This is a genomic window from Tunturiibacter empetritectus (assembly GCF_013410875.1).
GTDB lineage: Bacteria > Acidobacteriota > Terriglobia > Terriglobales > Acidobacteriaceae > Edaphobacter > Edaphobacter empetritectus.
In genome coordinates this window covers 241340-255216 of sequence record NZ_JACCCU010000001.1, presented here as the reverse complement: position 1 = coordinate 255216, position 13877 = coordinate 241340, and the positions used below count along the sequence as shown (strand labels likewise).

Genomic DNA, 13877 nt, shown 5'->3' with positions numbered 1-13877 from the left:
GGTTTCGAGCGATCAGGGGCTTGACAGCTTTTCCGCCCTCGCCTATTCGGTGCGCAGCGCGATCATTGGGTCCACCTTCGAGGCGCGACGAGCGGGGATCAGACAGCCGAGCACGGCGACGGCGAGGAGCAGTACGGCGATGGCGATGAAGGTGCTCGGGTCGTCCGGTTTGATTCCGAACAGCATTGTTGCCAAGACGCGAGTCGCGAAGGCAGCGGCCAGCGAGCCCATTGCAAGGCCAATCAGCACGGGGAGCAGGCCGCGGGTCAACACGTTGCGCAGTATGTTCTGCCTGGTTGCTCCCAGAGCGATGCGAATTCCGATCTCCTTGGATCGTCGAGCCACAGAGAGCGCGAGCGTTCCGCTGACACCGACAATGGTGATGAAGAGAGCAACAGCCGCGAAGAGGCTGAGAAGCACGCTGGTCACACGGGGAGTGCCAAGCTGTGCACTGCGAATCTGCTCAATGGTCCGAACATCGGCGACGGGTTGTTGCGGATCGATCTTGTGAATGATCTTCTCGATCTGAGCGGCCAGATACATCGGGCTGCCCGAGGTTCGGACTAAGAGCGAGCCGTTGGACATTCCAGCCTGGTCAGGGGCAAAGTAGATCGTCTCCGTGGGTGCCTTGTCCAGCCCGTACTCACGAATATCACTGGTGACGCCAACCACAGTCGCCCACTTCCTTTCCTTCTCTGATCCGAAGGCGACACGACGTCCGATGGGATTCTCATGCGGCCAGTAACGGCGAGCCATCCGGTCGTTGACGATAACCACTGGTGGGGCATCGACTGCATCACTTGCCAGGAAGGGACGACCTGCGAGCAGAGGAGTTCCGAGTACGCGGAAGTAGTCAGGACTGACGATCGCGAAGTCGATCTGCGGCAGGGGTTCGTCCGGGTGCACGGGCTGCCCTTCGATCAGGACACCTGCCTTCATCGGGCCCATATCGCTGTTCAGCGGAACCGCCATGCTTACTGCGGCGCCCTGCACTCCCGGCAACACCTGAACCCGTTCGAGTGCCTGATGGAAGAAGGCTCTGGAGGTCTCGCTCTTCTGATACTTCGTCCAATTCAAGGACAACCGCATCGAGAGCACATTCGCGGTTTTGAAGCCGGGATCGACCGACAGCAGGTTGTAGAGGCTGTGCAGCATAAGGCCAGCACAGAGGAGGAGTACGAACGAGATTGTGACCTGCGACGCGACGAGTATGCTGCGCATCCTTGTGCCGGTACCGCTTCCCGTAGTGCGCTCCCCAGAGTCGCTCAAGCTTGTCAGTCGAACCCGGCTGGCAACGTATCCGGGGAGAACTCCAAACAGCAGACCTGCCAGCAGCGACAGGCCAAGGTCGAACAACAGAACGCGCCCATCCACGTGAATTCCGTCCGCCAGCGTGGTCATACGTGCGGCGTAGTCGATCAGGAGCCTGGAGCCGATTGCTGCGATGCCTATACCCAGCACCCCGCCGGCCAGCGCAATCAATAGACTCTCGGTGAGCAGTTGAGAGAACAGGTTCCATTGGCTGGCTCCTGTCGCCATGCGAATGGCCATCTCGCGCGACCGCTGCATCTGCCGCGATAGGGCGATGTTGGCGAGATTGGCGCAGGCGAGCAGGAGAACAAGGCCGGAGGCTCCCAGCAGAATTAGAAAAGTTGGCCGCGCCGCGTGTGTCAGTTCGCTCTCGACGGCTGCAGTCAGCGGAGCGATGCCTGCAGAGGCGGGATACGACTTCGGATACTGAAGAGCAAGCCGCTGGGTGAGTGCGGCAAGATCAGAGTTCGCCTGGGCCAGGGTGACTCCGGGCTTCAACGTTGCGTAGCTGGTGACCATTCGCCCATCGCGATTCGCAATCGTCGCCGGCGCGGAACGGAACGGGCACGACGTCGTGGGCATGTAGACATCATTGGCGTCGGGATACTCCGGTAGTGGCGGAAGCACGCCGACGACTGTATGGACACGATCGTTCATCTCGAAGGTGCGTCCGATGATGTTTCGATCGCCGTTAAACTCCTTCTTCCAGTAGGCGTAGCTCAGCATTAAAACTGGAGGAGCGGTTTGACTTTCGTCGGAGGCAACGATGAGGCGTCCCAGTAGCGGCTTCACTCCGAGGACGGTGAAGTAGTTTCCGGAGACGACGCCAGTCGCCACCCGCTCCGGTTCCTTCGCTCCGAGCAGGGTGAAGGTCATCGCGTGGTATTCGGCGAGGTCAGAAAAGACGTGGTTCTGCTCCCGGAAGTCTCTTACTTCCTGAACGGAGAGCAGGAGAGGATCAGGGCCAAGCTTCGCCGAAGTTAAATCCACGTGGACCAGTTGCGCCGCATTGGCGTAGGGCAGAGGCCGCAGCAGAACACCATTGATGACGGTGAAGATGGCTGTATTAGCACCGATGCCGAGGCCAAGCGTAAGGATGGCTAGAAACGCGTAGCCGGGATTTCGCGCCAGCATGCGTCCTGCAAAGCGCACGTTTCGAAGTAGAGTCTCAAGCGGTGCAATGCTGTTGCGAGTCCATGCCTGCTCACGAACCTTCGTGGGGCTTCCGAACTTCACATAAGCTCTTCGCGACGCCTCTTGAGGGGGTATGCCTCGTGCGACGTTTTCGTCGATCTCCTCGGCCAGATGAAGGTTGATCTCCTGAACTAACTCTGCATCCGCCGGACGGCGGCGAAAAAATCTGCGCCAACTCATTCGTTTCCTCCTTCGGACGGCATCTCCCCCATGACCAGAGCGATAGCCCGGGCCATCTGACGCCACCGGCTTGTCTCCGACGTAAGTTGCTTCCTGCCCACAGCGGTTAGCCGGTAAAACTTTGCTTTGCGGTTGTTCTCGCTGACACCCCAATGGGAGGAGACCCAGCGCCTGTCCTCCAGCCGATGAAGCGCGGGATAGAGCGAGCCCTGTTCGACCTCGAGCATGTCTTCTGAGGTCCGCTCGATGACTTTGGCAATGGTATGGCCGTGAGCATCGCCCGCAACGAGAGTGCGGAGGATCATCATGTCCAGCGTTCCTTTCAGCATCTCATTGTTGTCACGCTTTATCTTTGCCACGTTTCCCGCTCTCCACTAGAAATTCTATGCAAGACAGATCATAGACCACTCGAATTTCTATGGGAAGACAGAAATCAAGTTTTTTTGCTGGATCGAGAGAGGACAGTCTGAGTGGAAGAGTTGACTTGACTAGACGACCAGTCTATTATTAGTGGGTTATGAGCACTGCTCTCTCAACCCGCGACCATCTGCTTGCGGTGGGCTTGGAGCGGCTTCGTTCGACCGGATATACCGCGACCGGAGTGAAGGAGGTGCTCGATCTGGCGCTGGTACCGAAGGGCTCGTTCTATCACTACTTTCCGAGCAAAGAAGAGTTTGCCGTGGAGGTGTTTCACCTTTACGCGCACGGTGAGGCGGAGCGGTCGGAGCGAGTACTTGGAGATCGCAAGGTTGCTCCCTTGAAGCGGCTGCGCCGGTACTTCGAGGAGTTGATCTCGGTCTATGGGCAGTCCGGGGAGATTAGTGGATGTTTGATGGGGAGCCTGAGTCTGGAGGTGGCGGACCACAGCCCCAGGATGCGGTCGGAGCTGCAGGGGGTCTTTGCGGTATGGCAGCAGGGTATTGCAGATGTGCTGCAGGAGGCGATTCAGCGGGGAGATTTGGTGAAGTCGATGCGGCCGGATGCGCTCGCGCAGTTTCTTTTGAACAGCTATGAGGGGGCGCTGATACGGATGAAGGCGGAGAAGAGTGATAAGCCGCTGGAGAATTTCCTCCATTTCGCGTTTGACGTGTTGTTGAAGAAGTAGCAGGTGTGCGCGGTTGAGTTTGGAGATGGACTCGGCTTCTGCTGGGCTATGATCGAGTCGGCCGTTGGCGGCGGATATCCTCTCCAAGAGTGACTATGATGCGAACCCGGATGCGAACTCGCTTCACCTCGTTTGTTTTGGCTTGTGCCCTGCTATCGGCAGTGGGTTTTGCCCAAGCTGAGCATCACGGCTCTTCAGAAAAGCTGGGGACGGTTAACTTTAAGACATCGTGCGATAGTGCTACGCAACCGCAGTTCAATCGGGCGGTGGCGCTGATGCACTCGTTTCAGTTTGCGAGTGCGATTGAAGCGTTCCATGCGATTCTTGAGAGCGATCCGGCGTGCTCGATGGCTTACTGGGGCATTGCATTGAGCGACTGGGGCAATCCCTTTGCTACGGGGCTGAAGTCGCAGACTCAGCTTGATGCGGGTCTGAAGACAGTCGAACAGGGTCGGAGGTTGCCTGCTAAGACGGAACGTGAGCGCGCTTATCTCGAAGCTGTTGCGCATCTCTATACGGATAGCGCAACCACCGATCAGCGCTCCCGGAAGCTGGCCTATGAGAGCGCGATGGCTGCGGTGAGCGCTGCTTACCCTGAGGATACGGAGGCGGCCATCTTCTATGCGCTGGCTGTGTCGGCCGCCGCAGATCCGGCTGATAAGACTTATGCCCGGCAACTGAAGGCTGGCGCGATTTTGGATCGCCTGTACGTTCAGTATCCCGATCATCCTGGGCTGGCGCACTACATCATCCACACGTATGACGTTCCGCCACTTGCGGCACGGGCGGCTGGGGCGGCACAGCACTACAGCGAGATTGCACCATCGACTCCTCACGCGCTGCATATGCCGTCGCATACGTTTACTCGAGTGGGCGACTGGCAGGCTTCGATTGACGCGAATGTAGCTTCAGTGGCTGCTGCACGCAGCGCGGGACAGCCGGCGGACGAGCTGCATGCCAGCGATTATCTGGAGTACGCCTATCTGCAGACGGCACAGGACAACGCTTCGAAGGGAGTTGTGGAGTCGGCCGATCAGATTTTTTCGCGTTTTGATCCGAAGATGCTGATTGGTGGAGCGGGCGGGGCGACGGCGGCCTACTTTGCGAGGGCGGCGATTCCTGCTCGGTATGATCTGGAACGGCGGGATTGGGCTAGCGCGGTAAAGCTCCAGCCGCTGGCGAGTCCGTTTCCTTATACAGAGGCCATGACTTACTTTGCCCGGGGTCTGGGGGCTGCACATTTGAAGGCTGGGGTGGGGGCACGGGCTGCAATCGACTCATTGGCGCAGTGTCGCGACCGGCTGAACACTATGAAAGAAGGTTTCTGGGCGAACCAGGTGGAGATTCAGCGGCTGGAAGTGGTTGCATGGCTGGCGTCTTCGCAGGGGCAAACCGAGGACGCATTGGCCGGGATGCGCAGAGCTGCCGAGATGGAGGACGCGACCGAAAAGAGTGTGGTTACGCCGGGGCCGCTCGCTCCCGCTCGCGAGTTGCTGGCGGAGCTTTTGCTGGAGTCGAAGCGGCCCGCTGAAGCGCTTTTGGAGTTTGAAGCGACGCTCAAGAGGGAGCCAAATCGCTTCTGGTCACTCTATGGGGCGGCGGAGGCAGCGAAGGGGATCGGCGATCAAGAGAGGGCGAAGAAGTACTTCAACGAGCTGGTCCGGGTTGCTGAGCGAGCCGACCGGCCTGGACGGCGGGAGCTGATCGAAGCGCGGGGTAGTTTGTCCGGGCAGGATTAGAAGAGGAACGGCGTGGGAAGAGAACTTTGTTTAGGGAGAGTATTTTTGAATCTACTAACCAACCGGTCTACTCTAAGTAAGCGAATCAGTTTTCTGGTTCACACTTTTCGCAGGACGGAGATTTTTATGACTACCTCAGCTACTTCTTCAAAAGGCACTGCTCTTGGCACTGCTCTTATTACTGGCGCATCGACAGGAATCGGTGCAGTTTATGCGGATCGGTTAGCACGCCGAGGCTATGACCTGATCCTGGTGGCTCGCAATGGCGAGAAGCTGAAGGAGCTGGCGGCTTCGTTGAGTTCGGCTACTGGCCGTTCGGTTGATGTTGTTGCCGCGGACCTTACAAACAAGGCGGATCTGCGCAGGGTTGAGGAGCGGTTGCGCTCGGATGAGTCGATTACGACGCTGGTAAACAATGCTGGCTTCGGCGGGACGACTTCGCTGGTGGACTCGAAGATCGACGAGTTGGAGAACATGATTGAGCTGAATGTGACGGCGCTGACGCGACTGACCTATGCTGTGTTGCCGGGGTTTCTGGCGAGGACCAAGGGCGCGATCATCAACATCTCTTCGATTGTGGCGGTCGCTCCAGAGCTGCTGAACGGCGTGTACAGCGGTACGAAGGCTTATGTGCTGAATCTTACGCAGTCGCTTCATAAAGAGGTGGCTAGTAAGGGGATTCAGGTGCAGGCGGTGCTGCCGGGCGCTACGGCGTCGGAGTTCTGGGACCGCGCGGGGATTGGCGGGCATCAGAATCTGCCGTCGGAGATTGTGATGAGCTCGGAGGAGATGGTGGACGCTTCTCTCGCGGCGTTCGATAGCGGCGAGTTGGTTACGATTCCGGCGCTGCCTGATGTTGCGGATTGGGAGAAGGTCAATGCGGCGCGTGTGGCGCTGGGGCCAAACCTTTCGCATAAGCATTCGGCTAGGCGGTATGGCGTACGGGTGTAAAGCACACTGTCCTGCCGGACGGGCTCCCTGCGCGGGAGGCGGTCACTTCGTGACGCGTCTACCGGTCTTGACAACACAACAGCATAGGCCCTCCCGTTGGTCGGAATCATCTTCCTTCGCGACCAACGGGAGCGCCGAGCGAAGCGGTATACAAGTCACGAAGTGACCGCCTCCCGCGCAGGGAGCCCGTCCGGCAGGACCGTTCGTTTAGGCTTTTGCGGCCAGAGTGATGCACTCCTCAAGGATGTCGAGGGCGATGTCCGCTTCCTGCTGGTTGACGATGAGTGGGGGGCAGAGGCGGATGGTGGTTTCGCCGCAGCCAAGAATGAGAAGGCCGCGCTCGAAGGCTAGATCGACGATCTTGTCGCGCATAGAGCCTACGGGTGTGCGCGATTGTTGATCCTTCACGATCTCTACGCCGATCATGAGTCCGCGACCGCGAACATCACCTACCGTGGGGTGTTTGGCGACCCAGGGACGGAGACGGTCAAGCATCTTTTCGCCTATGGTGGCGGCGTTCTGGAGACCTTCGCGTTCGAGGATGTCCATGGTGGCGAGGGCCGCGGCGATGCAGATGGGGTTGCCGCCGAAGGTGCTGGCATGCGAGCCGGGTACCCAGTCCATGACGTCGGCCTTCGCCATGCAGATGCCTAGCGGCATGCCGGAGGCGATGCCTTTGGCGATGCAGACGATATCGGGCTGGACGCCGGAGTGTTCGATGGCCCACCACTTCCCTGTTCTTGCGGCGCCGGACTGGACTTCATCGGCGATGAGGAGGATGCCGTGGCGGTCGCAGATGCGGCGAATTTCCTCAAGGAAGTTGGTCGGCGCGACCACATAGCCGCCTTCGCCCTGGATAGGCTCGAGGATGATGGCAGCGACCTCTTCGGGCGGGAGGATGGTCTTGAAGAGCTTCTCTTCGATGTAGCGGGCGCAGCCGAGGGCGAAGGCTTCCTCTGCCTGCGGTCCGCCACTACAACCACGGTAGGCGTAGGGGTAGCGGACGTGGTGGACGCCGGGGACGAAGGGGGCGAAGCGGCGCTTCTGCTGGGGCTTCGAGCCGGTGAGCGAGAGCGCGCCCATGGTGCGGCCGTGGAAGGCACCGAAGAAGCTGATGATGTTCTGCCGGCCGGTGTGGTAGCGGGCGAGCTTCATGGCACACTCAACTGCCTCTGCGCCGGAGTTGCCGTAGTAGAACTTATGCGGGCCGGGCATAGGCGCGATAGCGGAGAGGCGCTCGGCGAGGGTGGTCATGTTCTGGTAGTAGAAGTCGGTGCCGGACATGTGGATGAGTTCGGCGGCTTGATCTTGAATGGCCTTCACTACTTCGGGATGGCAGTGGCCGGTGGAGTTGACGGCGATGCCGGCGGCGAAGTCGATGAACTCGTTGCCGTCGACGTCGGTGACGCGGATACCGCGGCCGGACTTGGCGACCATGGGGTAGCTGCGGGTGTAGCTGGGGGAGATGAGGCGGTCATCATCAGCGACGATCTTTTTGGCATTGGGGCCGGGGAGCGCGGTTTTGAGCTTGGGGCCGAACTCGGCGTAGTGCTTGGAGCGGATGGCTTCGCCGGCGGCGGGAGTGACTCCTTGCGCGGAGTTTTGCTTGAGGTCTTGCAGGGTGTTTTCAGTGAGGGTCTTTTCGGTCAGGGTGGACATGCGAATCTCTCCTTAGGGGCAGCGGTGCGTTTGGTCTTTCCGTTCGTGCTCGACTCCGTTCCAGGTGTGGACGGCGGCGCTCTGTGGTTGCAGAGAGAACGGTTTGCGCTGGTGGCGAGGACTTCGCCGGCTGGAGGGGTGGTGCGCTTAGTCGCCGGCGAAGAGACTAGGTCGCGTGAGGCTGGGCAGGACGCGGAGATGGCGGCGCGGCATCTGGTGGCGCGGCATCTGGTGGTGTCCAGAGCGGCACTGGAAGGCTGCGCTGCGATTGGTCCGGGCTGTGTCGAACAGCGATCTCATGGGGAGTCTGCCTTTGGCGGTGAGTATACCTTATCGGGATAACGCTCGAAAACCTAGTTTGTAAACCGCTACGGGTCAATCAGTTTGAAGTTGGTTGTTTCGGCCAGGTCCATGCGTGCCAGACGATTAGTGCGGTCAAAGTCATCTCTATCAGCCCATAGAGAATGTAGAAATGCCAGGTGCCTTTAATCGCGAGCACCATAATCGCGGTGTATATGGCGCCGAAGACGATGTTCATCCAGCGGTTGGCTTTTGCGGGCAGGAGCAGGGACAGAAGAGGCATGAGACTCGGAGCGATCATGATCGCTGACATACCCATTAAATTCCCTTGAGAGACGGGGCCGAATGGAGTTCTGCCGGCGATCATGTCCCGCAGTTTGCTGGGTTGATAAAGCTCGAAGTAGTCTCCGTAGATGTAAAAGAACATCACAGAGGACCACAACGCGAAGAGCTTGAACCTCACATTGACCTTGATGTCCTCGAATACAAAAGCACTTTTGCGGGGCATTTTTGCTCCTCAAGTCCTTAGCAAAGATCACTCAGGCTGAATTCTCTGTTCACAATAACTCTCCTTGACAGCTTAGGGAAGTGGGTTTAGCCTCCTAATCATCTTAGGGGGACACTTGACCACCCAGGCCCAATTACTTCCCGGCACACTTGATCTTCTGATTCTGCGCGCGGTCTCGCTTGGGCCGTTGCATGGGTATGGCGTGCTTTTGCGCATCGAGCAGATCTCGGGTGGGGCGTTGCTGATTGAGCAGGGTGCTCTGTATCCGGGGTTGTTTCGTCTGCTGCGCCAGGGTCTGCTGAAGGCGGACTGGGGGACTTCGGAGAACAACCGCAGGGCCAAGTTTTACGAACTGACTGCAGTGGGCCTTAAGCGCCTGCAGGAAGAGACGGACAGCTGGAATCGTCTGGCCACAGCGATCGCCAGCGCACTTGCACCGCAACCGGAGGAAATATGAGACTCTTCCATTCTCTTCGCTCCTTTGCTTCGAGTTTCTTTCATCGCTCAGAGACCGATCGTGAGATCGACGAGGAGCTTCGCTCGCACATTCAGCATCGTGCCGATGATCTCGAGAGTGCTGGTCTTCCGCGCGCAAAGGCAGAGAGACGTGCGCGGATCGAGTTTGGTGGTTATCAACGGCTGAAAGACGAGAGCCGCGATGCGCTGGGCGGGCAGCTCGGCGCGGGGCTGCTTCAGGATATTCGTTTCGCGGTACGCAGGATGGCCAAGAAGCCTGGCTTTGCGGTTGTTGCGATTTTGACACTGGCGTTTGCGATTGGGGCGAATGCAGTGGTGTTTGCTGTTTTGAATGCGTTTATCCTGCGGCCGCTGAATGTTCCCCAAGCGGAGAGCCTCTACGGATTGTGGCGCCTGTCCAGCAACGACATGTCCGAGTCTTATCCGGACTATCTCGATCTTCGGGACCGCAACCACAGCTTTGAGAGTGTGGCGGCTTACAACGTAGAGCAGGCGGCGCTCGACACGGGTAACGATCCCTCACGCGCCTGGATCGATGAGGCCAGCGGAAATTACTTCGATGCTTTGGGGCTGAAGCCGTACCTGGGCCGGTTCTTTCATGGCTCCGATGAACATGGACCGAACAGCGCACCCTACATCGTGCTTACGTACGACTACTGGCGCAGCCACTTTCAGGGTGATCCCGGCGTCATCGGTCGCGTGGTTCGGCTGAACAAATTTCCGTACAGCATCATCGGGGTAGCGCCGCCTGAGTTTCATGGCACTCTGATGTTCTTCAACCCGGATTTCTTTGTGCCGATTGTGAATCATGCGCAGTTTGATGAGAACGATCTGAACAACCGCGGAGATCGCTGGGTCTTTATGACGTTGGGACACCTGAAGGCGGGAGTGACTCCGGCACAGGCGATTGCGGATCTGAACGCTGTGGGAGCTTCTCTGGAGCGGGCCTATCCCAAAGACGATCCCAAGATGAGCTTCAAACTGGCGCGACCGGGGCTTTATGGCGACTACATCGGCCGCCCCATGCGGACGTTTATGACTGCGCTCATGCTGTTGGCGGGGTTGATTCTGCTGGCCGCGTGCGCAAATCTTGGCAGCTTGTTTGCCGCGCGAGCTTCGGATCGATCGCGTGAGATCGCTCTGCGGCTGGCGCTGGGGTCGAGCCGCAAACGGATTCTGCGTGGGCTCTTTGCCGAGGCTCTACTGATTTCGCTGATGGGCGGGGCGGTTGGGCTGGCAGGCAGCGTGGTGCTGTTGCGGGCATTGAGCGTGTGGCAGCCTATCTCCCGCTGGCCGATTCATATGTCTGTGAATCCGGACGTAAAGGTGTATGCAGTTGCTTTGTTTCTGGCGTTGGCGAGCGGATTCCTGTTTGGCGCGGTGCCGGTGGGGCAGGTGCTTCGCACCAATCCGTATGAGGCCGTCAAGGGTGGCGCGGTCGAGACAAGACGCGGCAGGTTTGGTCTGCGGATGAGCTTCCGCGATCTGCTGCTTGTGGTGCAGATTGCAATCTGCGCGGTGCTGGTCACTTCTTCGATCGTCGCGGTGCGTGGATTGGCGAATTCGCTGCACAACAACTTCGGCTTTGAGCTGCAGAACACGATGCTGGTAGAGACGGACTTGAATATGGCGGGCTATCGCGGCGACAAGGTGCCGCCGATGCAAAAACGCATGATTGATGCGGTGTCGGCGATTCCTGGCGTTGAGTCCGTAGGCCTGGCCGATCAGGTGCCTTTGGGAGATGCGCAACCGGACTCGAACGTCTTCGCCGACAGCACGGCGGATCTGAGGCCTGCAAATGCTGCGTCAAACGCAATGATGTTCAAGGTCTCGCCGGAATACTTCCACGCGGCGGGGACAGCGCTGGTGTCGGGAAGAGCTTTCACCTGGCAGGAGAACAAAGACACACCACGCGTCGCGGTGGTGAATCGACAGTTTGCGCGGAAGATCTTCGGCTCCGAGGCAAAGGCGATGGGCGCGTACTTCAAGTTGCCGGATGGGGCGCGTCTTCAGGTTGTGGGGATTGCGGAGGATGGAAAGTATGGAAGCCTCACGGAAGATCCGCAGCCGGTGATGTTTCTTCCCATTCTGCAATCGCCCTCGAACTCGGCCTATCTTGTGGTGAGGTCAAGCCGGGATCCGGAGCAGCTGTCACAAACTATCAGAGATACGTTGCGGAATATGGATGCCGGACTGCCAGTTTATATCCAGACGCGCTACAAGGCTCTCGATGCATTTCTGTTTGGTCCACGAATGGCGACGATCTCGCTTGGGGTACTCGGGGTAATGGGCGCGATGCTGTCGGTCGTTGGGATCTTCGGCATGGCGTCATACTCAGTGAGCAAGAGGCTACGGGAGTTTGGGATTCGCATTGCATTAGGGGCGCAAAAGAAAGAGTTGTTACAGGCGGCATTGGGACGCACCTTCCGACTCCTGGCGTTCGGCTCGGCTATCGGAATGTTGCTGGGTCTTGCGGCAGGAAAGGTAATTGCTTTTATCGTGTCTCAGGCTACGCCGTGGGATCCGGTTGTGCTGGGTGGCGTGGTGGCGACGATGCTTTTGCTGGGGTTGATGGCTGGCTGGATCCCGGCGCGGCGTGCGCTGGCTACTAATCCTCTCCTGCTGCTTCGCGAGGATTAAAACGTGCGGGTGCTATTGTCCCCGTTGCTCAACACCATGCATGAGCTCTAACGGATGACGCTGCCGGGGACCAGAGGCTGCGGCGTGTCGTTGTCGAACTGCAGGCTGAAGGCAAACAGGAGATGGTAGAGGTCGTTGTGCAGGGTGGTGAAGTCGAAGCAGAGAACGTGACGGGTGGGATCGACCGGGTCGGACTTCTTCTTCGCCTTGACGGGGATGTTGCCGAGGAAGCAGGCCTTCGCGGCGTAGGTGGTCTGTGGGACTTTGCCGGGCGTGGCCGGCATGGGGACTGAAGCCAGAACGATGGCTGCGGGATGGCCATCGATGGAGTAGCGGGTGGCTTCCTGGGTAACGGTGGGTTCGCCGTACTGCTTGAGCTGGCGGATGATCTGCTCGCGGATGAAGGGGCCCAGCGTGGTAGCGCCGCGGAGGACGTTGGGGCAGGCGTTGTCGATGGTGGAGAGGACAAAGGATGAGGTGTCGATTGGGGTGACCGAGTTGGCGAAGAAGGTGGAGTGGGCACACTTCGGCGTCGCGGTGGTGGTTGAGCTGGAGGATGCTGGGGCGGTTCTCTCGCCGACGCTCGCGGGGTCGGGAACGAAGCGGCCGGGATAGAAGTAGGTGATGTTCAGATCCTGATCATGGAAGCTCCGCGGCAGGTTGGAGTTGGGCTGAGCGGAGCCCTGGTCGGGCGTTTGAGCGAGTGCAGAGACACAGACGAGAAGAAGGAGAAATGAGGCAGCCGGACGAAGCACCATCTCCTTATCGTAGCACTGGGAGGGCTTTACCTGCAGGCGCGGAGGCTGGTGGCAAAGGCGCGATACCATTGAGGAATGCCCGTCAATTCTGCGCCAAATCGAACGCGGATTCTGCTGTGCTTTGCGTGCGTGTATCTCTTCTGGGGATCGACGTATCTGGCGATGCGGTATGGGGTGGAGGTGCTACCGCCGTTTGTGCTGGGGAGCGTGCGCTTTCTGATGGCGGGTGTGCTGATGCTGGGGGCGGCGGCTGTGCTGAAGAAGAAGATGTGGCCGAACCGGCAGGAGTTGGTGCGGCTGGTCATCATCGGTGTGCTGATGCTTGGGTGCGGGAATACGTCGGTGATCTGGGCGGAGCAGTATCTTCCGACGGGGCTGGCGGCGCTGTTGGTGGCGGTAGTCCCTTTGTATGCGGCGCTGATCGAGATTGTGTTGCCCAGGGGTGAAGGGTTGAGAGCGAAGGGGTGGGTTGGGATCTGCATCGGGTTCGCGGGCATTGTGTTTCTGTTGTGGCCCGGGTTGCGGGAGGGGTTGCGTGGCGATTCGCGGCAGATCGTCGCAGCGGGAGTGACGCTGGGGGGAGCGATGTGCTGGACAAGCGCGTCGGTGATCTCGCGTCGGTCGACGTTTCGGATTAGCGGGTTCGCGGCGGCGGGGTGGGAGATGCTGTTTGGCGGCTTGTTCAACGCGCTGATGATGGTGGCAACGAAGGGATACCACGGGGCGCAGTGGGGGTTCCAGGCCTGGGCTTCGACACTGTACCTTGTGGCGTTCGGATCGATTCTTACCTACAGCGCATATGTCTACTTGCTGGATCATGTGGCGGTTTCGAAGGTGGCGACTTATGCATATGTGAATCCGGTGATCGCGGTGATTCTTGGGGTGATCCTGCTGAAAGAGCGTTTTGTTGCGGTGGAGTATGTAGGGATGGCGGCGATCCTGGTGGCGGTGTTTCTGGTGACCAGCTCGAAGATGAAGAGTGGCGCGGCGACCGCGGTGGACGAGGATGTCGCCGCTGGGCTGGAGGCTTAGTGCGCTGGTTCGCGTCTGCTAGT

The 13877-nt window shown here is 59.1% G+C and carries 12 protein-coding genes; 7 read left to right on the top strand and 5 right to left on the bottom strand.

The window, feature by feature from the left end; genetic code table 11:
- Positions 1-42: 42 nt before the first annotated feature.
- Both HDF08_RS00995 and HDF08_RS00990 read right to left on the bottom strand, forming a co-directional pair.
- Positions 43-2685 carry an ABC transporter permease gene (locus tag HDF08_RS00995; RefSeq protein ID WP_179636592.1) on the bottom strand — a complete coding sequence of 881 codons (2643 nt, stop codon included), beginning with the start codon at positions 2683-2685 and terminating at the stop codon, positions 43-45.
- Entirely contained in the window at positions 2682-3014 is a 333-nt protein-coding gene (locus tag HDF08_RS00990) for a PadR family transcriptional regulator (protein ID WP_179638710.1), read from the bottom strand. Before HDF08_RS00990 ends, HDF08_RS00995 begins: the two co-directional genes overlap by 4 nt.
- A gap of 188 nt (positions 3015-3202) precedes the next feature.
- Between HDF08_RS00990 and HDF08_RS00985 the strand changes: the two genes are divergently transcribed.
- The 3 genes from HDF08_RS00985 to HDF08_RS00975 all read left to right on the top strand — a co-directional run bounded on the left by HDF08_RS00985 (position 3203) and on the right by HDF08_RS00975 (position 6480).
- Positions 3203-3790 (top strand): TetR/AcrR family transcriptional regulator, encoded by a 588-nt coding sequence (locus tag HDF08_RS00985; RefSeq protein WP_179636591.1) that lies wholly within the window; start codon positions 3203-3205, stop codon positions 3788-3790.
- Positions 3791-3885: 95 nt separating this feature from the next.
- A complete protein-coding gene (locus HDF08_RS00980; RefSeq protein ID WP_179636590.1) occupies positions 3886-5529 on the top strand; it encodes a hypothetical protein in 1644 nt (547 codons plus the stop codon).
- Positions 5530-5655: 126 nt separating this feature from the next.
- Positions 5656-6480, top strand: a complete 825-nt coding sequence (locus tag HDF08_RS00975) for an SDR family NAD(P)-dependent oxidoreductase (RefSeq protein WP_179636589.1) — start codon at positions 5656-5658, stop codon at positions 6478-6480.
- A gap of 207 nt (positions 6481-6687) precedes the next feature.
- Here HDF08_RS00975 and HDF08_RS00970 read toward each other — a convergent pair whose 3' ends face one another.
- Complete coding sequence (locus HDF08_RS00970; protein WP_179636588.1) at positions 6688-8139, bottom strand: acetyl ornithine aminotransferase family protein; 1452 nt, start codon at positions 8137-8139, stop codon at positions 6688-6690.
- A 24-nt stretch (positions 8140-8163) separates the two neighbouring features.
- On the opposite strand from HDF08_RS00970, the gene HDF08_RS00965 reads away from it, so the two are divergent.
- Positions 8164-8481: a hypothetical protein gene (locus HDF08_RS00965; protein ID WP_179636587.1), complete on the top strand. Its 318-nt coding sequence runs from the start codon at positions 8164-8166 to the stop codon at positions 8479-8481.
- Positions 8482-8518: 37 nt separating this feature from the next.
- Here the strand turns inward: HDF08_RS00965 and HDF08_RS00960 are convergent, their stop codons facing one another.
- Positions 8519-8947, bottom strand: coding sequence for a DUF6326 family protein (locus HDF08_RS00960; protein WP_179636586.1), 429 nt, complete (start codon positions 8945-8947; stop codon positions 8519-8521).
- 115 nt (positions 8948-9062) lie between these two features.
- On the opposite strand from HDF08_RS00960, the gene HDF08_RS00955 reads away from it, so the two are divergent.
- Together HDF08_RS00955 and HDF08_RS00950 are read left to right on the top strand one after the other, a co-directional pair.
- Positions 9063-9404, top strand: coding sequence for a PadR family transcriptional regulator (locus tag HDF08_RS00955; RefSeq protein ID WP_179636585.1), 342 nt, complete (start codon positions 9063-9065; stop codon positions 9402-9404).
- Entirely contained in the window at positions 9401-12064 is a 2664-nt protein-coding gene (locus tag HDF08_RS00950; RefSeq protein ID WP_179636584.1) for an ABC transporter permease, read from the top strand. The genes HDF08_RS00955 and HDF08_RS00950 overlap by 4 nt, the downstream gene beginning before the upstream one ends.
- A 47-nt stretch (positions 12065-12111) precedes the next feature.
- On the opposite strand, the gene HDF08_RS00945 is transcribed toward HDF08_RS00950, so the two are convergent.
- Positions 12112-12891, bottom strand: a complete 780-nt coding sequence (locus HDF08_RS00945) for a hypothetical protein (RefSeq protein WP_179636583.1) — start codon at positions 12889-12891, stop codon at positions 12112-12114.
- 6 nt (positions 12892-12897) lie between these two features.
- On the opposite strand from HDF08_RS00945, the gene HDF08_RS00940 reads away from it, so the two are divergent.
- Complete coding sequence (locus HDF08_RS00940) at positions 12898-13854, top strand: EamA family transporter (protein ID WP_179636582.1); 957 nt, start codon at positions 12898-12900, stop codon at positions 13852-13854.
- Positions 13855-13877 lie beyond the last annotated feature (23 nt).